General features: G+C 47.6%; 17 protein-coding genes and 3 pseudogenes. 13 read left to right on the forward strand and 7 right to left on the reverse strand.

Features of this window, described 5'->3' with window-relative positions:
- Nucleotides 1-29: 29 nt before the first annotated feature.
- From V2H45_RS20060 to V2H45_RS20075, 4 genes are all read left to right on the forward strand, one after another.
- Entirely contained in the window at nucleotides 30-1,586 is a 1,557-nt protein-coding gene (locus V2H45_RS20060; protein WP_330485458.1) for a CHAT domain-containing protein, read from the forward strand.
- Nucleotides 1,587-1,710: 124 nt separating this feature from the next.
- The gene (locus tag V2H45_RS20065; protein ID WP_330485459.1) at nucleotides 1,711-3,315 is read left to right on the forward strand and encodes a serine/threonine-protein kinase; all 1,605 of its coding nucleotides are present in this window, start codon (nucleotides 1,711-1,713) and stop codon (nucleotides 3,313-3,315) included.
- Between the two features lie 158 nt (nucleotides 3,316-3,473).
- Nucleotides 3,474-4,295: a HEAT repeat domain-containing protein gene (locus V2H45_RS20070; protein WP_330485460.1), complete on the forward strand. Its 822-nt coding sequence runs from the start codon at nucleotides 3,474-3,476 to the stop codon at nucleotides 4,293-4,295.
- A gap of 41 nt (nucleotides 4,296-4,336) precedes the next feature.
- Nucleotides 4,337-4,987 (forward strand): HEAT repeat domain-containing protein, encoded by a 651-nt coding sequence (locus tag V2H45_RS20075; protein WP_330485461.1) that lies wholly within the window; start codon nucleotides 4,337-4,339, stop codon nucleotides 4,985-4,987.
- Here the strand turns inward: V2H45_RS20075 and V2H45_RS20080 are convergent.
- Nucleotides 4,977-5,540: a DUF721 domain-containing protein gene (locus V2H45_RS20080; RefSeq protein ID WP_330485462.1), complete on the reverse strand. Its 564-nt coding sequence runs from the start codon at nucleotides 5,538-5,540 to the stop codon at nucleotides 4,977-4,979. The two genes, V2H45_RS20075 and V2H45_RS20080, sit on opposite strands and share 11 nt — an antisense overlap.
- A gap of 42 nt (nucleotides 5,541-5,582) precedes the next feature.
- Nucleotides 5,583-6,233, reverse strand: a complete 651-nt coding sequence (gene upp / locus V2H45_RS20085) for a uracil phosphoribosyltransferase (RefSeq protein ID WP_330485463.1) — start codon at nucleotides 6,231-6,233, stop codon at nucleotides 5,583-5,585.
- Nucleotides 6,234-6,406: 173 nt separating this feature from the next.
- Here upp and V2H45_RS20090 point away from each other — a divergent pair, with 173 nt between their 5' ends.
- Nucleotides 6,407-7,468: a methyltransferase domain-containing protein gene (locus tag V2H45_RS20090; RefSeq protein WP_330485464.1), complete on the forward strand. Its 1,062-nt coding sequence runs from the start codon at nucleotides 6,407-6,409 to the stop codon at nucleotides 7,466-7,468.
- A 32-nt stretch (nucleotides 7,469-7,500) separates the two neighbouring features.
- Here V2H45_RS20090 and V2H45_RS20095 read toward each other — a convergent pair whose 3' ends face one another.
- A complete protein-coding gene (locus V2H45_RS20095; RefSeq protein ID WP_330485465.1) occupies nucleotides 7,501-7,926 on the reverse strand; it encodes a hypothetical protein in 426 nt (141 codons plus the stop codon).
- An 87-nt stretch (nucleotides 7,927-8,013) separates the two neighbouring features.
- Nucleotides 8,014-8,430: a hypothetical protein gene (locus V2H45_RS20100; protein ID WP_330485466.1), complete on the reverse strand. Its 417-nt coding sequence runs from the start codon at nucleotides 8,428-8,430 to the stop codon at nucleotides 8,014-8,016.
- An 80-nt stretch (nucleotides 8,431-8,510) separates the two neighbouring features.
- On the opposite strand from V2H45_RS20100, the gene ilvD reads away from it, so the two are divergent.
- From ilvD to V2H45_RS20120, 4 genes and pseudogenes are all read left to right on the forward strand, one after another.
- Nucleotides 8,511-10,196: a dihydroxy-acid dehydratase gene (ilvD, locus tag V2H45_RS20105; RefSeq protein WP_330485467.1), complete on the forward strand. Its 1,686-nt coding sequence runs from the start codon at nucleotides 8,511-8,513 to the stop codon at nucleotides 10,194-10,196.
- Nucleotides 10,197-10,303: 107 nt separating this feature from the next.
- Nucleotides 10,304-10,735, forward strand: coding sequence for a hypothetical protein (locus V2H45_RS20110; RefSeq protein ID WP_330485468.1), 432 nt, complete (start codon nucleotides 10,304-10,306; stop codon nucleotides 10,733-10,735).
- 27 nt (nucleotides 10,736-10,762) lie between these two features.
- Nucleotides 10,763-11,158: pseudogene (locus tag V2H45_RS20115) on the forward strand (thiol-disulfide oxidoreductase DCC family protein); the annotation flags it as partial.
- A 205-nt stretch (nucleotides 11,159-11,363) separates the two neighbouring features.
- Nucleotides 11,364-11,804, forward strand: a complete 441-nt coding sequence (locus tag V2H45_RS20120; protein WP_330485470.1) for an Rrf2 family transcriptional regulator — start codon at nucleotides 11,364-11,366, stop codon at nucleotides 11,802-11,804.
- A gap of 34 nt (nucleotides 11,805-11,838) precedes the next feature.
- Here the strand turns inward: V2H45_RS20120 and V2H45_RS20125 are convergent, their stop codons facing one another.
- From V2H45_RS20125 to V2H45_RS20130, 3 genes and pseudogenes are all read right to left on the reverse strand, one after another.
- The gene (locus V2H45_RS20125) at nucleotides 11,839-12,042 is read right to left on the reverse strand and encodes an ATP-binding protein (protein ID WP_330485471.1); all 204 of its coding nucleotides are present in this window, start codon (nucleotides 12,040-12,042) and stop codon (nucleotides 11,839-11,841) included.
- Nucleotides 12,043-12,049: 7 nt separating this feature from the next.
- Nucleotides 12,050-12,130, reverse strand: a pseudogene (locus V2H45_RS25705) (hypothetical protein); the annotation flags it as partial.
- Complete coding sequence (locus V2H45_RS20130) at nucleotides 12,093-12,506, reverse strand: response regulator (protein ID WP_330485472.1); 414 nt, start codon at nucleotides 12,504-12,506, stop codon at nucleotides 12,093-12,095. The gene V2H45_RS20130 and the pseudogene V2H45_RS25705, both read right to left, overlap by 38 nt.
- Nucleotides 12,507-12,791: 285 nt before the next feature.
- Here V2H45_RS20130 and gltB point away from each other — a divergent pair, with 285 nt between their 5' ends.
- From gltB to V2H45_RS25710, 4 genes and pseudogenes are all read left to right on the forward strand, one after another.
- Entirely contained in the window at nucleotides 12,792-17,375 is a 4,584-nt protein-coding gene (gene gltB / locus V2H45_RS20135) for a glutamate synthase large subunit (protein WP_408648847.1), read from the forward strand.
- A gap of 98 nt (nucleotides 17,376-17,473) precedes the next feature.
- The gene (locus V2H45_RS20140) at nucleotides 17,474-18,130 is read left to right on the forward strand and encodes a DUF488 domain-containing protein (protein ID WP_330485474.1); all 657 of its coding nucleotides are present in this window, start codon (nucleotides 17,474-17,476) and stop codon (nucleotides 18,128-18,130) included.
- Entirely contained in the window at nucleotides 18,123-18,572 is a 450-nt protein-coding gene (locus V2H45_RS20145) for a DUF488 domain-containing protein (protein WP_330485475.1), read from the forward strand. Before V2H45_RS20140 ends, V2H45_RS20145 begins: the two co-directional genes overlap by 8 nt.
- A pseudogene (locus V2H45_RS25710) lies at nucleotides 18,560-18,763 on the forward strand (dual OB domain-containing protein); the annotation flags it as partial. The gene V2H45_RS20145 and the pseudogene V2H45_RS25710, both read left to right, overlap by 13 nt.
- Nucleotides 18,764-18,814: the final 51 nt, after the last annotated feature.

Genomic DNA, 18,814 nt, shown 5'->3' on the forward strand with positions numbered 1-18,814 from the left:
GAGTCCCTTTACGCAAAGATCTCTAGGCGTTGCATTTCATCCTTGAATTGGCGATCGATTTCTATCAGCAATCTTTAGCTATCTCTGAGCAAATCGGCGATCGCTCTGGTGAAGGGACAACGCTCAACAATATTGCCTATACTCTGAATGCACAATCGCAAACTGAAGTGGCGATTCTTTTCTTTAAAGAATCCGTTAAGGTAATCGAATCGATTCGCAACGATCTAAAGAAACTCAGTCGCGAAGAACAGCAGTCTTTTACTAAAACCGTTGCTGATACTTATCGCGCCCTTGCCGATCTCCTGCTCAAACAGGGTCGCGTTAGTGAAGCATTACAAGTCCTAGATTTACTCAAGATTCAAGAACTCGAAGACTATCTCAAAAATGTCAAAGGCAGCGATCGCACAGCGCAGGGAGTTCAACTTTTAGCACCAGAAAGAGTTGTCAGTGGACAGTTGACAGGTGTCAGTTTTGAGAAGATCCCTGAGCTTAATCGCGATCTTGCGAGCAAGATTCAGCAATTACCAAAATCGGAAATCAATAAGGTTCCTGACTATTTACAAAAGTTGCCGCAAGGCGCAGTTTTAATTTATCCTCTGATTCTTGACGATCGCCTTGAAATTATCGTCTTCTCGGCAAATACGCTCCCCGTCAATCACACGGTTTCAATTAAAAAAGCCGAACTTGAGAAACTGATCGACGACTATCGCTCAGATCTGCGAGACTATAGTTCCATCGATGTGAAAGCCTCTAGCAAAAAGCTCTATGACGTTCTGATTAAACCAATTGAGTCTGACCTTCAACTTGCTAAAGCTACGACGATTCTCTACGCACCCGATGGTAAGTTGCGCTATATTCCCCTGGCGGCGCTTTATGATGGCAAACAGTGGTTGGTAGAAAAATATCGCGTCAATAATTTGATTGCCTACAGTCTCTTCGAGCCAGATAGTAAGCCTCAGGCAAATTTACGCATTTTCGCAGGTGCGTTTGGCGGCAAGAGTGGCGAAACTCGCTTTCGTTTCAGTGGTCTACCTGCAACCATTTCCGAAGTCGATCGCATCGCGGCAATTTTTGCGCATACGACAAAGCTGATCGAAGGAGAATTTACAGCAACCGCTACAAAAGAAAAAGTTGTAGGACAGGCGATTGTACACTTCGCCACCCATGCCGAATTTAAATCGGGTAGCCCATTAGATTCCTATGTGTTGTTTGGCGATGGGAGTAAGGTGACGCTTGCCGAAATTAACGAATGGAATTTAAAGGACGCCGATCTAGTCATTCTCAGTGCCTGTGAGACAGGGTTAGGCGGTTCTGGGAATGGCTCAGAAATCCTCGGTTTTGGCTATCAGGTGCAAAGAGCAGGGGCTAAAGCTTCCATTGCTTCCCTCTGGACGGTCTCTGATGGCGGCACGCAGTTATTGATGGAGGCGTTTTACGGCAATTTGCAAAAGGGAAATGCGAGCATGTCAACTTCGCTCAGAGAAGCCCAGCTAAGCATGATTCGTAGACCTATAAAAGATGGTGGCGTAAACTATAATCATCCCTATTATTGGTCAGCATTTGTCTTGATTGGGAATGGATTATAAATAACTTTAATTTTATGGGAAATATAAAGCAAGGAATAAGAATGCGATCGATACAGCAGTTTCTGTAGACAGATGTGGGAAAATCTATGACATAGCTAGATCGACCTAATACCTACCTAAAATTATGCTAGTTGGTACAACCCTGAGAAATCGCTACACCATTACAGCAGTGTTGGGCAGTGGTGGATTTGGTGATACCTATCTGGCAGTAGACAGAGATTTACCGGGTAGCCCCAAATGTGTAGTTAAACAACTCAAGCCTAAAGATACATCTCCTGGTGTTTTACCAATAGCTAAAAGTCTGTTTGAGCGCGAGGCAGAATATCTATACAAGCTAGGCAGGGCTCATCCCCAGATTCCAGAACTATTTGCCCACTTTGAAGAAGGGGAAGATTTTTACTTAGTTGAAGAGTTTGTCGATGGTCATAACCTCACGGTAGAGATCCCACCAGAGCAGAGATTATCAGAACATGAAGTCATTCATCTTTTGCTAGAGATTCTTGAAGTATTGGCATTTGTGCATCAAAACAACGTCATTCACCGCGATATCAAACTGCAAAATTTGATGCGTCGAAACCGTGACGGTAAGATTATGCTGATTGACTTTGGGTCAGTTAAAGATATTAGCGTTTTAGGCATAGACTCGCAAGGAAAAACCAGTGCTACGGTCAGTATTGGCTCCCCAGGTTATATGCCCAGCGAACAAGCAAAGGGGAAGCCTAGACTTAGCAGTGACGTTTATGCCGTTGGCATCATAGGGATTCAAGCATTAACTGGACTCCAACCCGACCAGTTCCCCGAAGACTCAAATACGGGTGAGATTGTTTGGCGCGATCGCGCCCAAGTCAGCGATGCACTTGCGAATGTTTTACAGACCATGGTTCACTATCACTTTAGCCAGCGCTATAAGTCGGCAGTTGAGGCATTACAGGCACTCAATGCGATCGCGAGTTCAAGTTCCCAGCATGATGCTTCTACAGTCATTGGTTCTTCTCCAGATATTGCCTACATGCCACCTGCTCAGCCCGTGGTTCCCATAGCAACTGCACCCGATACGCTCATTCCAACGGCACAGCCACCCAGCTATCCACCCAGCTATCCACCAACTCCCGTTACTAGTTCTCAATCAAATACTGTACCTGTCACGCCTCCATCTTTTTATCCACCCAATCCTCAGACGTATGATGCGCAAACACAGCCTCAATCTTTTCAATCATCACAACCATCCTCATCCAATTCCTCCGTATTCATTGGAGCGATGATTGGGGCTGGTCTTGTCACACTTGGTGCTGTGGGCTTTTGGGTCGTTCCTAAATTATTACCAAACTCTGGTCAATCGATACAAACCACAAATCAAAATAGGAATACAGATATTCCTACCCAAAAAACTCCCACTAGCACCGATATTCCTAAAAGCCCAACCCCAAAGCCTACCCTAGGAACCACTCCTTCCCCTGATGCATCCCAAGATTGGAGTACAATTTTCAATCACATTAAAGATACAAACCTAAGCCAAAAAGCATGTGTCGATAATGCTGGCGCAGCCCTAAAACGGGCAGGCTTTACAGAACATCTTGAATTTATTGGCAGTGGAGCCTTTGCAGCGAATGGAAGGTATAGTGCTTCCATTCGCTGCGTTACGAATAATAAAATTGTGTTTTTTGCCGTTGCAGGCCCTCAAAACGATACGGCTCGTGCTTTGGTGGTCAAGCTGCACCAAGCTTTTTAGCTTTGTCTTTTTTTCAGGCTCTACGCTCCTATTTGCCGAAGCGATCGCAGCTTTAACAAGATTAATGAAGATAGCTAGCCTATGGGGCGTTTGAGAAACTAAATTGGCAAGGTAGACCTACTGCAATAGCAAAAGCTTAGGCAGCTACTCCTACTACTATGTCCGAAGATCAATCTCAACAATCCGCCGTAGCCCTTACCCCTGAGTCGGCGATCGCGAGTTTGCGATCGCCCGATTTGAGTCAAAGGTACTACGCAGCTTGGTGGCTTGGTAAAATGCGCGTACGTGAAGCTGTAGATGCCTTGATCGTTGCCTTAGAGGACAATGACGATCGCACGGACTTAGGTGGATATCCCCTAAGACGAATTGCGGCTAGAGCCCTTGGCAAACTGGGAAACCCTAGTGCCATACCCGCTCTATTAAAGTCATTAAGTTGCGAAGACTTTTACGTGCGAGAAGCTGCAGCGCAAGCGATTGAAGCGATCGCTGCGAGTTCGCCAGAAAGTTTTAATGCTGCCCAGGTTTGTACAGCTACTTTGACACGTTTACTACAAAGTAAAGTCATCGATAGTGTCAAACTAGAGCAGCCCTATGAAGCAATTTTAGAAGCACTCGGAAGGCTAAAAGCAGTTTCTAGTCAGACTGCGGTTGAGCCATACCTTCAGCATCGTTTACCTCGGATTCGTTTTGCTGCCGCCAGGGCAATGTATGGTTTAACTGGGGCATCTGAATATGCCGAATTATTAGTGAAAGGATTGGAAGATCCTGACATTAATCTTCGTCAGGCAGTGCTGACCGATCTTGGTGAAATTGGCTACTTGCCAGCAGTAGAAGCGATCGCTCAGTGTCAAACTGAAAATAGCTTTAAACTGTTTGCACTCAAGAGTATTCTTGACATGCACCTACCCAAGGCACAATTCGATCTGAGTCTCACAGAGCCCTTACAACAGGTAATGTTGTATATGGACGATCTACTTTAAGAACAAAAATTTATAAAACACTAGCAATCAAAAAATTTTCAATGAACACCATTGATTCTTTAATTGAAGCAGTAGAGCAAACCCGTACGCCAACGGAGCTGATTCATGCAGCTCAAACCTTGGCAGATAGCCACTCAGCGTTGGCAGTACCTAGCCTCATTGCAATTTTGGGCTATGAAAATCTAGCCGCTGCTAGCATCGCTACGTGCGGGCTCGTTAGCATTGGGCGTAGCGCCGTTGAGCCTTTAATGGCAGCGGTCGATCGCTGCGACTACGACGCAAAAACCTACATCGTTCGGGCTTTGGCGGCGATCGGCGATCCGCGATCGCTAGATATCCTGCTCGAATGTGCAGAGACTGACTGTACGCCTAGCGTGCGGCGTGCAGCGATCAAGGGTCTAGGCAATGTTCGCTGGCATTGGCTCACCCAGGATCTAGAACAAGACTTGCATTGGAGTCGAGAGGCGATTGGTACTGCCCAAGATCGCGTCCTGCGTACCCTCCGCTTTCTGCTTGACGATCGCGACTGGTCGATGCGCTATGCTGCCGTTGTTGCTTTGGATGCGATCGCTGCCAGTAACAGTGGCATAAACGTCTTTAACATTTTGAAGGTGGCACAAGCTCGTGAAAGCGATCTCTCTGTCCAAGCCCGCATTCGCACGGCTTTACAAAAACAGTTGGTCACTGCCTAAATAAATACTGACTAGCACAGGCGCGGCACATCTGCCATCGGGCGATTTCCCCCTGTGGACTAGGACAACCACAGCGATCGCATTTCGGTAGTTCCGACGATCGCTGTTTGATTAGGGCTGACCATCGGTCAAACGCCTCTAGGGCATCTTGCGGCGGCTTTACTGGGGCAGTTTGCGTCGTTGCAACAGAAAGGTAACTGGGATGCTGTTTGAGTTGCTCTGTGAGATCTGGGCGCAGTGGCTGTTTCGGCTTAGATGCCCATTTGGCTGTAGAAAAGTGAATATCGGCGATCGCAGGCGCGATCGCCAGTTGTGCGTTGAGCTTTGTCAAGATTCTGACCCGTTCAAAAGACAGCGCCTGCGACCACACAGAGCTAGACACGGCTACCTGCAATACCTGCTGATAAACACCAGTGGGACGAGTTTGGCTGGCAACCGAATCGCCGACAATTTCTGACCAGGTTTGCAAAATTTGCAGAAATTGATTCCGTTGCCGCCAATTGGTTTGGCTTTGAATATGCCCTATAACCTGTGATAAACCCGTTAGTGACATCGTGAATTTATCTAAATAACGTTTATCTAAATAACGATTCGATCAAGTGCCAAAAGCGCGATCGCCTGCATCACCTAGTCCAGGCACGATCCACCCTTGGTCGTTCACCACCTCATCAATGGCAGCAGCATACACTTGAAGGCTAGGAAACTTTTGACTGAGCTTTTGTAGTGCAGGTGGGGCACAGATTACATTCACAATCCTAATCGAACTGGGGTCAGCGCCTCGTTCTACCAACATTTCTAGAACCGAGACGATCGTGTTTCCCGTCGCCATCATGGGCTCGGTAATTAAAATTTTTGTCTCTGGAGCAAATTGTTGGGGCAGACGATTTAAATAGCAACTGGCTTCAAGCGTCTCTTCATTGCGCACCAAGCCGAGATGATAAACGCTTGCCGTGGGTAAAAGTGGCTGACAGCCCTCTAGCAATGCCAACCCTGCCCGTAAAATGGGCACGATCGCGATCGGGGTTGCAGGGTCGATAATATGCCCCGTTGCAGGTTGTAACGGTGTCTCTATACCCACCTCTAACACGGGCAACCAGTCTCGAATCGCCTCATAGGTGAGCCAACGCCCCAGTTCGCAAATGGCAGTACGAAATAGGGGAACAGGTGTATTTTTATCCCGCGTCACTGCTAACCAGTGCTTAATCAGGGGATGGGGTGGAACGTAAATTCGTAGTTGTGCCGCCATTCGTCTTTTTCGTGTTGATGAGGTTGAGTGGTTGAGTACCAAATCAAGTAAACCACGATCGCATGGCTATATTGAACAACAAACCATCTGCTCGAAATCATGTAGTCAGATTAAGTAGAAAAATTCTGTTTAATATAGAATTTTTCTACTTAATCCAAAGCAGAGCCTTGATAATGCTTGACCTTGATAGTATTTTGCGCTGTCCAGTTACAAATTCAGCGATGACCCAAGAGGGGAAATTTTATGTTTCTGCTGAAGGCATACGCTATCCAATTGTGCAGGGTGTGCCTGTCTTACTCGCGCCAAGAACTGAATCGACTCTTTGGGTGGCAGATGCATCTTTACGTGCTGCGAAAGAAGACCCAGAAAACGAATACCACGAAGATACAATTGGAATCACGCCACAGGAGCTTGTGGGACTCAAGGAGCGTCTAGAAAAACATTCTGAAAGTTCAGAACCCGTTGACCCTATTGTATCGTTTCTTATAGGTGCGACTTCTGGTTATATGTACACCGAGCAAATCGGCAAACTAAAAACTTTGCCAATCCCCAATATTCGCATCCCTGAAGGGAACGGGCAGGTACTACTTGACATTGGCTGTAATTGGGGGCGTTGGAGTATAGCCGCCGCAAGAGCAGGCTATAAGGTGATTGGGATCGATCCTTCACTGGGTGCTGTCTTGGCAGCCAAGCGACTTGCTCGCGACATGGGTTTAGATGCAGAATTTATCGTTGCTGATGCCTTACAGCTTCCATTCGCATCCAATACCTTTGATGTGGTTTTTTCATACAGCGTTCTCCAGCATTTTTCGCCAGAAAATGCGATTATTGCCATTCAGCAGGCTGCTTCTGTCTCAAAGCCCAATGCAAAGTTACTTGTGCAAATGCCTAACTGTTTTGGCATTCGATGCCTTTATCATCAATTTCGACGATTCTTTCGCGAACCCCACAGATTTGAGGTGCGATACTATTCGCCATGGATGCTCAAACAAATGTTCTCAAGTAACTATGGAACCTCTTATTTGACAGTTGATGGGTTCTTTGGGCTTGGTATTCAGGCTTCCGATCGCCCAATGCTTCCGCGATCAAAGCAGCTAATTATAGACGCATCGGAGTTTTTGCGAAGGATGTCTAAATTGATTCCGCCTTTGACATTTTGTGCTGACAGTGTCTATGTTCACGCTCAAAACACTAAAGATTTAACAGGGAAGGATGCCCTCCGTTTGACCGTCTAGATGAAGAGCAGTTTGCGGATCGCCTGAACATCCTAGCCACCCGTGCAGTATTGATTGATTTCGCCTGTTAAGGGACTTTCTTTCGCAACGGTAGCTTTCAACGATTCAGTTGCTTTGGTTGTTGCCTTTGCGTCTTTCGCGGCGATCGCTTTGCTAATCTCTCGCGTGGCTAGGCTAATCTCTTTATAGGCTGCCACAAATCTATCTCTAAATCCGTTGAGCTTGTCATCGGCAACCTTAAGGGTCTGCATCTCAGCACCTATACCATCAATCTGTGCCGCCATCTTCTCAAATCCTGCTGCATCTTTGGTGACTCCACTGGCGATCGTTTCAAACTTGTTCGCAACTTGAATGACTTTATTACACTGAACGATCTTATTCTCACCGCAAGCATTCACAACCAGACTGAGGGAAATGGAAACCACGATTAGTGCGAGACGGTGCTTGGGAAATTGCATAAATTAACTACATATTCATAAACCTGAGCCAAAAGAAATATACCATTTGCTCCGATCGCACAGGGCTAAGGGATTGAATGGATTCATTTATTGCCCGCAAAAACTATTAATTTCACTGACTACACCATTCTCTCTAGCAATAATTTCTTCTATATCTCGATCTGCTTTCTTAAAAGCAATACTGTCTCTCGTGATTAAAGCCTTACTCTTATCCTTGAGCACCAAGAGCGAATCAACGTAAATTGCTACCAGTTTTGCTTGAAGATCTTTAAGCTTAGAATCTTGCAACTCGACCTTTTGTAACTCGATGCGAATGCTATCAATGCGATCGGCAAGCAAGGACAAGTCCGAAGTATCTTTGGGGGCAGCTACAGATTTCAACTTATTTGCAGTTGCGGTTAACTTGATGCATTGAGGCGTTTTGCTGTCCCCACAGCCAACCATGAGTAGGCAGATGGAGAGTGAAATCGGGATAAGTGCAAAACACCTGTTAAGAAAAAGCATGAACTCAGTGCAGGTAGTGGGATCGGTGTCCTAAAATTTTAGGAGATTTTATTGTTTTTATTATCGAGAGAGATTTAGTCATGCCATACAACCTCAGAAGCAAAGTCGTTACTGGAGGGGTACAGCGATCGCCCAATCGCGCCATGCTAAGAGCGGTTGGCTTTGGCGATGAAGACTTTAACAAGCCTATCGTCGGCGTTGCTAATGGCTACAGTAACATTACACCCTGCAATATGGGAATCAATGACCTCGCCCAAAGAGCGATGGCAGAGTTAAAAGTCGCTGGAGCGATGCCCCAAGTGTTTGGCACGATCACGATCAGCGATGGCATCTCGATGGGTACAGAGGGTATGAAGTACTCCCTCGTTTCCCGCGAGGTGATTGCCGATTCGATCGAGACCGTTTGCAACGGTCAGAGTTTAGATGGTGTGCTGGCGATCGGGGGCTGCGATAAAAATATGCCCGGGGCGATGCTGGCGATCGCGCGCATGAATATCCCCGCCGTATTTGTCTATGGCGGTACGATTAAGCCCGGTCACTACAATGGCAAAGATTTAACCGTGGTCAGTGCCTTTGAGGCCGTGGGGCAGTTTAGTGCGGGCAAAATCGAGCAGACGGAATTGGTGGAAATTGAGAAACGGGCTTGTCCGGGGGCTGGCTCTTGCGGTGGCATGTTTACTGCCAACACCATGTCCTCAGCCTTTGAAGCCATGGGCATGAGCTTAATCTATTCCTCCACGATGGCAGCCGAAGATGCTGAAAAAGCTGAAAGTACGGCAAAATCCGCAACGGTGTTGGTGAATGCGATCCAACAGCAAATTTTGCCGCGCCAGATCATTACCCGCAAATCTCTGGAAAATGCGATCGCGGTGATTATGGCAGTGGGTGGTTCGACCAATGCGGTCTTGCATTTACTGGCAATCGCCAATGCCGCCGAAGTTCCCCTCACGATTGACGACTTTGAAACCATTCGCGGGCGCGTACCCGTTCTTTGCGACCTCAAGCCCAGCGGACGCTATGTTGCCACAGACCTGCATAAAGCAGGCGGCATTCCCCAAGTGATGAAGATGCTGTTGGCTCACGGTCTATTGCATGGTGACTGTTTGACCGTCACAGGGCAAACCGTCGAGGAAGTCCTCAAAGATATTCCTACCGAACCCCGTGCCGATCAGGATGTGATTCGTCCGTGGGAGCGTCCCATGTATGCCCAAGGGCATTTGGCAATTCTCAAGGGTAACCTCGCCACCGAAGGTTCCGTGGCAAAAATCACTGGGGTCAAAAATCCTGTGATTACGGGGCCAGCAAGGGTATTTGAATCGGAAGAAGCTTGTTTAGATGCCATTCTCGCAGGCAAGATCCAGCGCGGTGATGTGCTGGTGATTCGTTACGAAGGCCCCAAAGGCGGGCCCGGAATGCGCGAAATGCTTGCCCCCACCAGTGCCATTATTGGGGCTGGTTTAGGCGATGCCGTCGGTCTGATCACCGATGGTCGGTTCTCTGGTGGAACCTATGGCATGGTTGTGGGACATGTGGCTCCTGAGGCATTTGTGGGTGGGTTGATCGGACTGGTCGAAGAAGGAGACTCGATTACGATTGATGCCCCAGCGCGATCGCTGCAACTGAACGTTCCCGACGCAGAAATTGAGCGTCGTCGCGCAGCTTGGCAACCGCCCAAGCCCCGTTATACCAAAGGCATCTTGGCGAAGTATGCCAAACTGGTATCGAGCAGTAGTGTAGGTGCGGTTACAGATTTAAATCTAGGATAGAGGCATAATTATAACTTGTAGGGGCAGTGCCCCAGTGCCTGCCCCCTACTCCCCAGCGCCTGCCCCCAGCGCCTGCCCTAGATATAATTGTGGTAAGAGGATAGTTTGTGAATGCAGCAGAACAGGCAAAGAGTGTAGCGTTAGCCAGCAAAATTGCTAGCTTGGTGGCTTTGGCAAAGTCTAAGTATCCTGCCGCAGGTATCAATCTAAAGCCTTGGACAAATACCCCTGATACGCGCAAGTTTCTCGATCCTGATTCGATTGACCTCAGCTTTCATTTTCCTGGGGTGAGTCGGCTGCTTAAAATTCGCAGTATTTTGTTCCAAATTCGCCTGCACGAAGATCCGCTAGAAGGAGATTGCCGCGCGATCGGCATTGAAGCCACTGGTCATGACTTTCAAGGACAGCGTTGGCGATTTTCGACGGTCGAACGTTGGGGCTTTATTGGTGACACCCAACCGATGCCTGAAGGCGCAGAGGATCTGAAGGACTTTTGCCGTACTGTGCTTGAGATCTTTAATAGCGGGAAGCTGTGTTAAACGCTCTGTTAAACGCTGTATTAAAAAATGACCTATAACGTAATCTATGACGGTGACTGCAACCTCTGTTCAAACCTCGTGCAGGTCTTAGAAAAGCTAGACCGAGGTCATCTGTTTCAGTATGTACCCATGCAGGATCGGCAAACCTTAGAGCGGTTTGAGATTACGCCCCAAGATTGCGAAATGGGTATGATTCTCATCGACGCCGATCGCCCCACCCATCGATGGCAGGGAAGCGATGCTGCCGAAGAAATTGGACGTTTGTTACCCTTGGGCAATCCGTTTATTGCTGCCTATCGAGCTTTACCAGGAATGAAATGGCTTGGCGATCGCGTATACGCTCAGGTCAGAGATCGGCGGTATCACCTATTCGGCAGGCGATCGCACACCTATTACTCAGCCTATCCAATTGGATGCCATGCGGTTAGGAATTCCGATCGCTGTGCTGAAGCAATCTCTGAAAAAGTCTCGAAAAAAATCTCTGAGGAAATACTTAATCCCCACAACCATACCGTAGTATCATGAGCTATAGTGGTGCTTAGCGAGATGCATACGGTCAGCTTCTGAACCAGCTACTTATGTGATGTAAATCGCGATCGCTCCTGTCCTCTTATTCAGCCGACCTACTGTGGAACTCTCTGTAAAAAGCGAATATGCGATTTTAGCTTTGCTAGAGCTTACAGGTAGCTTTGCTTCCGATCAACCGCTCCAAATTCGTCAAATTGCCAGCCTGCAAAATATTCCCGATCGCTATTTAGAACAACTTTTAGCCACCCTAAAGCGACAGGGACTGGTCAAAAGCCAGCGCGGCTCCAAAGGGGGGTATATTCTCGCAAGAGAACCTTGGAGCATCAACATTTTAGATGTCGTGCGATGTATTGAGGGCTATGATCCCATTTCGCCCAAAAATTCTTCGCAAAATCCTGAGACTCCCTCAGAAGCCGTTGTACGCGAAATGTGGCAAACAGCCCAACAAGCCGCTTCAGAAGTGTTGAGTAACTGTACGCTCAAGGATCTCTATGAAATGAAACGCCAGCGTCAAACTTCCACAACCATGTATTACATCTAGGTAAGAATCCTAGGAATCCTAGCTCTCAGTGCTTCTATCGTTTTTGGCTCTGAGGAATCTTGACCGTCACAGTCGTGCCAACCGCAACTTTACTATCTAAGGCGATCGTGCCTCCATGGATATCTACACATTGTTTCACAATGGATAGTCCCAAACCCGTACCAGAGATTTGGTTTACATTCCCCCCCACGATGGAACGATGAAAACAAATCCATGCGATCGGCTTCTGGAATGCCAATGCCCCAGTCTTGAATCTGGAAGGTAACAACTTCAGGATGACAGGTTAGTTCAAATCTCACCCGATCGTGCTCTGGGGAATATTTCATGGCATTGGAGAGGAGATTGGTTAAGATATGACGTAACAATGGAAGCGATCGCAATAAATCGAGACTTGAGTTCGTTTGGGATCTGTTGCTGGCACCATGCCAGTACGTCTTCACCATTATCAAATTCGACAACTTGGTAGGTATTTCCCCCATTCGTATCCCTCGTCAAATAATGTCGATAGATAGACCGATTGTCCTCCGAGTCATCTATTAGCAAAATTGTGTATTGTTTGCGTGAAGCTTCTTGTGACCTCTGTGTGGGTAATGAATGGTGCAATGAAGCCTGCGATCGCTCGCACTTGAGGGAGGCGACTTCTGCGCGTAGGGCTTCTAATTCTTTAAGCAACTGGGCTTTGGTTTTATGGCGATCGCTCATAATTGTTACAAATTTACCCAAACATTTCGATTTTGGTATCAAGGCACAATTGCATTGCCAAATCTTTTAGTTAGAAAAGTTTTGGTAGTATTAGGCTTTATGGTAAGTGTTTTAAATTACCTTTATGCAGCTTATGACCGTGCTATGAGATTTGACAATTTTCTTAAGACATGATCCTTACATGACATTCTTGTTAGAAAATTCAAGCTATCTAAATACTAGGTAGCTTCAAAATCTCAATCCTCCCCTACATTTCTTATCTTTACTCCCCCTATGTCACCCATGATGAACAGCAGCGCCCCCAAACAAGGCTTATACGACCCACAGTTTGAGCATGATGCCTGCGGGGTTGGTTTTATCGTCCATATGAAAGGGCAGAAATCCCATGAAATTGTCGAACAAGCCCTGACAATTTTAGAAAACTTGGAGCATCGCGGCGCGTGCGGTTGCGAGACCAATACAGGGGACGGTGCGGGCATTTTGATGCAAGTGCCGCACAAATTTTTAAAAAAGGTAGCTTTAGCAGAAAAGATCGCATTGCCAGAGGCAGGACAGTATGGTGTGGGCATGATCTTTTGCTCGCCCGATCCTGTCAAGCGTGAAAAAAGTCGGCGGGTGTTCGAGCAAATCGTGGCGGATGAGGGTCAAGAGGTACTGGGTTGGCGTGACGTACCCACAGATAATTCCTCCTTGGGCAACACAGCTAAGTCGAGCGAACCCTTTATGGAGCAGGTGTTTATTCGACGCAACCCCAATCTTGTCGATGACCTTGCCTTTGAACGCAAGTTGTATGTGATTCGCAAACAGGCGCACAAGCTAATCCGCGAAACAGAGATCGATCCTGCTTGGTATCCATCTAGCCTCTCAAGCCGCACGATGGTTTACAAGGGAATGCTGATGACGGCACAGGTAGGTCTCTATTATGCCGATCTCCACGATCCTGACATGGAGAGTGCCTTAGCACTAGTCCACTCACGCTTTAGTACCAATACATTCCCCAGTTGGGAGCGATCGCACCCCTATCGTTACATTGCCCACAATGGTGAAATCAACACCCTACGCGGCAATATCAACTGGATGCTAGCAAGGCAGTCGATGTTTGAGTCAGAGCTGTTTGGTGATGATATCAAGAAGGTAAAGCCTGTAATTAACGTGCAGGGTAGTGACTCGACCATTTTCGATAATGCGCTGGAATTATTGGTCTTAGCAGGGCGATCGCTGCCCCATGCCATGATGATGATGGTTCCAGAACCTTGGACAGCCCACGAGTCCATGAGCGATGCCAAAAAAGCCTTTTACAAATATCATTCCTGCTTGATGGAACCTTGGGATGGTCCCGCTGCGATCGCTTTCACCGATGGCACGATGATCGGTGCATTGCTCGATCGCAATGGCTTGCGCCCTTCACGCTATTACGTCACCAAGGACGATCTGGTCATCATGGCGTCCGAAGCAGGTGTATTGCCAATTGCGCCAGAGCGCGTTGCCCTGAAGGGTCGCCTAGAACCGGGACGGATGTTCCTCGTTAATATGGAAGAGGGACGCATTGTTACGGATAGCGAAATCAAGGATAAAATCGCCACCGCACACCCCTATGGCGAATGGGTCACCCAAAATATGGTGTCCTTGGCAGATTTGCCCGTGCCTAGCACGACTGAAACCTTAGACACAGAGACGCTCATACAACGTCAAATGGCTTTCGGGTACACCTTTGAAGAATTGCGCCTCATCCTGACGCCGATGGCAAAAGATGGTGTCGAGGCAGTGGGAGCGATGGGCTCAGATACGCCGCTTGCTGTGCTCTCCGATCGCCCCAAACTGCTCTATGAATATTTCCAGCAACTGTTCGCACAGGTAACCAATCCACCGATTGACTCGATCCGCGAAGAAATTATTACTTCGGCTGAGACCACGCTTGGGGCAGAGCGCAACCTGCTCAAACCAGAGCCAGAGAGCTGCAACTTGATCGAGCTAAAAACGCCGATTCTTAGCGATACCGAGTTAGCCCAACTCAAGCACATCGATCGAGGCAGTTTTAAATCGGTAACATTGCCCATTCTATTTAGTCCTAACGATGGCGTGAAAGGGCTAGAAGCAGTGATGGAAGGAATTTTTGCTCAAGCCGATCGCGCCATTGAGTCGGGTGTTAGCCTTCTGATTCTGAGCGATCGCGGCGTTAATAAAGACAAAGCCCCCATTCCCGCCCTACTAGCGGTAGCAGGGCTGCATCACCATTTGATCCGCACGGGAACTCGCACGCGTGTAGGTCTGGTATTGGAATCAGGCGAACCCCGCGAAGTGCATCATTACGCTACCCTGATTGGGTACGGCTGCTGCGCGATCAATCCCTACCTGACGTTTGAGACCTTGGGAGACATGATCCAGCAAGGTTTGCTCGTGGGTGTAGACCATAAAACTGCCTGCAAAAACTACATTAAGGCTGCCACCAAAGGCGTGGTTAAGGTCGCTTCTAAAATTGGCATTTCGACGATTCAGAGCTATCGCGGCGCTCAGATTTTTGAGGCAATTGGTCTCAACCAGTCGGTGATCGACAAATATTTCACTTGGACGGCAACGCGGATCGAGGGCGCAGATTTGGATGCGATCGCCAAAGAAGCCACCCTGCGTCATAACCATGCCTTCCCCGATCGCCCCGCCAACGGACATACCCTCGATGTCGGCGGCGAGTACCAATGGCGTAAAGACGGTGAAGCCCACCTATTTAGTCCACAGGTAATCCACACCCTGCAAAAAGCCACTAGCCTAGGCAATTACGAACTTTACAAGCAATATGCCGCACTGGTGAACGAGCAAAGTCAAAAGCATTTCACCCTACGCGGTCTGTTGGAATTTAAGCAACGCGAATCGATTCCGATTGAAGAAGTGGAACCGATCGATGAGATCGTCAAACGCTTTAAAACGGGCGCGATGAGCTATGGTTCGATCTCCAAAGAAGCTCATGAATCCCTCGCGATCGCCATGAATCGCCTCGGCGGCAAATCGAATACAGGCGAAGGCGGCGAAGATCCCGATCGCTATACCTGGACAAACGAGCAGGGCGACTCTAAAAACAGTGCGATCAAACAGGTTGCCTCCGGTCGTTTTGGCGTTACCAGTCTCTATCTATCGCAGGCAAGGGAACTTCAGATCAAGATGGCACAGGGCGCAAAACCCGGTGAAGGCGGACAGTTACCCGGCAAGAAGGTCTATCCTTGGATTGCCAAGGTGCGCCACTCCACTCCCGGTGTCGGTCTAATTTCGCCACCTCCTCACCACGATATCTATTCCATTGAGGATCTCGCCGAACTGATTCACGACCTCAAGAATGCCAACCGCGCCGCCCGCATCAGTGTCAAATTGGTTTCCGAAGTGGGTGTGGGCACGATCGCCGCAGGCGTCGCCAAAGCCCATGCCGATGTCGTTCTGATCTCTGGCTATGACGGTGGTACGGGTGCATCGCCCCAAACATCGATCAAGCACGCAGGACTCCCTTGGGAACTAGGACTTGCCGAGACCCATCAAACCTTGGTATTGAACAACCTGCGCAGCCGCATCGTCGTAGAAACCGACGGTCAGATGAAAACGGGACGAGATGTGGCGATCGCAGCCCTCCTCGGTGCTGAGGAATTTGGCTTTGCCACCGCCCCCCTAGTCACCCTAGGCTGCATCATGATGCGCGTCTGCCACCTGAATACCTGCCCCGTCGGCGTCGCCACCCAAGACCCGCAGTTACGCGCCCAGTTCACAGGCGATCCCGCGCATACAGTCAACTTTATGAAGTTCATCGCCCAGGAATTGCGGGAAATCATGGCACAGTTGGGCTTCCGCACGCTGAATGAGATGGTGGGTCGCACGGATATTCTGGAACCCAAAACTGCGATCGCGCACTGGAAAGCCAAAGGTCTGGACTTCTCCAAAATCCTCTACCAACCCGAAGTGGGCGAAGATGTGGGACGCTACTGTCAGATCCCCCAAGATCACGGCATTGAGAAATCCCTCGACATGACCGTGTTGCTGGATTTATGTAAAGGTGCGATCGAGAAGGGCGAAAAGGTCAAAGCGACCCTACCGATTAAGAATATCAATCGCGTAGTCGGCACGATTCTCGGAAATGAAATCACCAAACGCCATTGGGAAGGACTTCCTGAAGACACGATCCACCTACACTTCCAAGGTAGTGCGGGACAGAGCTTTGGAGCGTTCGTACCTAAAGGGGTGACGCTCGAACTCGAAGGCGATGCCAACGACTACCTCGGCAAGGGATTAGGCGGCGGCAAAATCATCCTCTATCCATCACGAGCTTCCACCTTTGTCGCTGAAGAGAATGTGATTGTCGGCAACGTCGTTCTCTATGGTGCTACCAGTGGTGAAGTCTACATTCGTGGCAGAGCAGGTGAGCGCTTTGGCGTTCGCAACTCTGGTGTAAATGTGGTGGTCGAAGGTATTGGCGATCACGGTTGCGAATATATGACTGGGGGCAAAGTCGTAGTACTAGGCATAACAGGACGCAACTTTGCTGCTGGGATGAGTGGCGGTGTTGCCTACATTCTTGATGAAAAGGGTGACTTTGCCACACGTTGCAATATGGCGATGGTGGGTCTAGAGAAGCTCGAAGATCCCGAAGAAATCGCCGATCTGCGCGACATCATTCAAAAGCACATTGACTATACCCAAAGCCAAAAGGGAACCAAGGTTCTCTCGGAATGGAAGGAAATGGTTCCTAAATTTGTCAAGGTGATGCCTAAAGACTACAAACGGGTATTACAAGCCATTGAAGAAGCGATCGCTTCTGGTCTCAGTGGTGATGATGCCCTGATTGCCGCCTTTGAGGCAAATTCCCGCGATGTCGCCCGCGTTGGTGGAAGCTAGTCAATACTTTAATTTGTTTCTGGGGGCTTGCGCCCCTTTTTTATTTAAAATTCAGATCCTAAGTTGTACAATTTCGTATAGATAACATTCTAAAAACGATGCAACTTTTTACTATTGGTCACTCTAATCACAGCATCAAGACATTTATTGAACTTTTGCATAAGTATGAAATTACGGCTTTAGCAGATGTGCGATCGCGTCCCTATAGTCGTTATTTGCCACATTTTTGTCAAGCGCCGCTAAAAGAGTATTTAGAAAGCGATCGCATCCGTTATGTGTTTTTAGGTCAAGAGCTAGGTGCAAGACCTGAAGACCCAGATTGCTATGTAGATGGAAAAGCTTTGTATGAAAGAATTGCGGCAACTGATCTTTTTACGGAAGGAATTCGACGAGTTTTAAAAGGTGTGAAAAGACATAAGATCGCGTTGATGTGCGCTGAGAAAGATCCGCTAACTTGCCATCGCGCAGTTTTGGTATGTCAACATCTTAAGAAATACGATCTAGAAATTAATCATATTAAAAGTAATAGACTGCTCGAATCTCATGATGAGTTAGAGGACAGATTATTAGCTAAGCATGGCTTTAACCAGTTTGTAGAGCAGAAAGTGAGTAGTCAACTTTCGCTGTTTGATGCTCTATCTCCTGTTCAACAAGTTTCTGATTTGACTACCCGCGAAGATTGTCTCATGGAAGCCTATAAAAAACAGGGTGACGAAATTGCTTATGTAGAAACGAAAGGTGAAGCTTATGCATAATCAGTCAGTTCAATTATTTACAATTGGCTTTACCCAAAAAAGCGCTGAGCAGTTTTTTGAAACCTTGATTAAGTCTGGCATAAAGACAGTTATTGATACAAGGCTAAATAATGTTTCTCAGTTAGCAGGCTTCACTAAGAAAAATGACTTAAAGTATTTCCTCAAGCAAGTTGGGGATATTGATTATGTGCATATTCTTGACTTAGCTCCAACCAAGGATATTTTGGATGAGTATAAAAAAAACAAAGGTGATTGGGGCGTATATGAGCAAAAGTTTTTAAAACTAATGTCTGAACGTCAAGTCGAGAAAAAAGTATCACCTGAACTTCTAAGCCATGGATGCTTGCTATGTAGTGAAGCCAAACCACATAACTGTCATCGCCGTTTAGTGGCTGAATACCTAAAAGATAGTTGGGTAAATGTAAAGATATGTCATCTTTAAAGAGAATTGTTTGTCTTGCTAACTCGTGGAAACTAAAAGAGCGCTGTGTTGCTGGGATTGACCTTTCTACTGGGAAATGGGTTCGACCTGTTTGTGATAATTTGTATCCAGAAGATGGTAGAGTTCCTAAATCTGTTCGGCTTATTGATGGCAGGGAGCCTGAATTGTTGGATATCCTAGAAATCTCCCTTAGAGCGTGTTTGAGAAGTTTAGGGTAGAAAAAAAGCCCCCAAAGTTATAGG

This window comes from Tumidithrix elongata BACA0141 (genome assembly GCF_036349135.1).
GTDB lineage: Bacteria > Cyanobacteriota > Cyanobacteriia > Pseudanabaenales > Pseudanabaenaceae > Tumidithrix > Tumidithrix elongata.

What these genes read in the sequence shown, in the direction of transcription:
- V2H45_RS20145 (WP_330485475.1), top strand. Translation starts at nt 18,123, where the DNA reads ATGCATAATCAGTCAGTTCAATTATTTACAATTGGCTTTACCCAAAAA.
- V2H45_RS20130 (WP_330485472.1), bottom strand. Translation starts at nt 12,506, where the DNA reads ATGAGCGATCGCCATAAAACCAAAGCCCAGTTGCTTAAAGAATTAGAA.
- upp (WP_330485463.1), bottom strand. Translation starts at nt 6,233, where the DNA reads ATGGCGGCACAACTACGAATTTACGTTCCACCCCATCCCCTGATTAAG.
- gltB (WP_408648847.1), top strand. Translation starts at nt 12,792, where the DNA reads ATGAACAGCAGCGCCCCCAAACAAGGCTTATACGACCCACAGTTTGAG.
- V2H45_RS20070 (WP_330485460.1), top strand. Translation starts at nt 3,474, where the DNA reads ATGTCCGAAGATCAATCTCAACAATCCGCCGTAGCCCTTACCCCTGAG.
- V2H45_RS20065 (WP_330485459.1), top strand. Translation starts at nt 1,711, where the DNA reads ATGCTAGTTGGTACAACCCTGAGAAATCGCTACACCATTACAGCAGTG.
- V2H45_RS20090 (WP_330485464.1), top strand. Translation starts at nt 6,407, where the DNA reads ATGCTTGACCTTGATAGTATTTTGCGCTGTCCAGTTACAAATTCAGCG.
- ilvD (WP_330485467.1), top strand. Translation starts at nt 8,511, where the DNA reads ATGCCATACAACCTCAGAAGCAAAGTCGTTACTGGAGGGGTACAGCGA.
- V2H45_RS20100 (WP_330485466.1), bottom strand. Translation starts at nt 8,430, where the DNA reads ATGCTTTTTCTTAACAGGTGTTTTGCACTTATCCCGATTTCACTCTCC.
- V2H45_RS20095 (WP_330485465.1), bottom strand. Translation starts at nt 7,926, where the DNA reads ATGCAATTTCCCAAGCACCGTCTCGCACTAATCGTGGTTTCCATTTCC.
- V2H45_RS20075 (WP_330485461.1), top strand. Translation starts at nt 4,337, where the DNA reads ATGAACACCATTGATTCTTTAATTGAAGCAGTAGAGCAAACCCGTACG.
- V2H45_RS20080 (WP_330485462.1), bottom strand. Translation starts at nt 5,540, where the DNA reads ATGTCACTAACGGGTTTATCACAGGTTATAGGGCATATTCAAAGCCAA.
- V2H45_RS20140 (WP_330485474.1), top strand. Translation starts at nt 17,474, where the DNA reads ATGCAACTTTTTACTATTGGTCACTCTAATCACAGCATCAAGACATTT.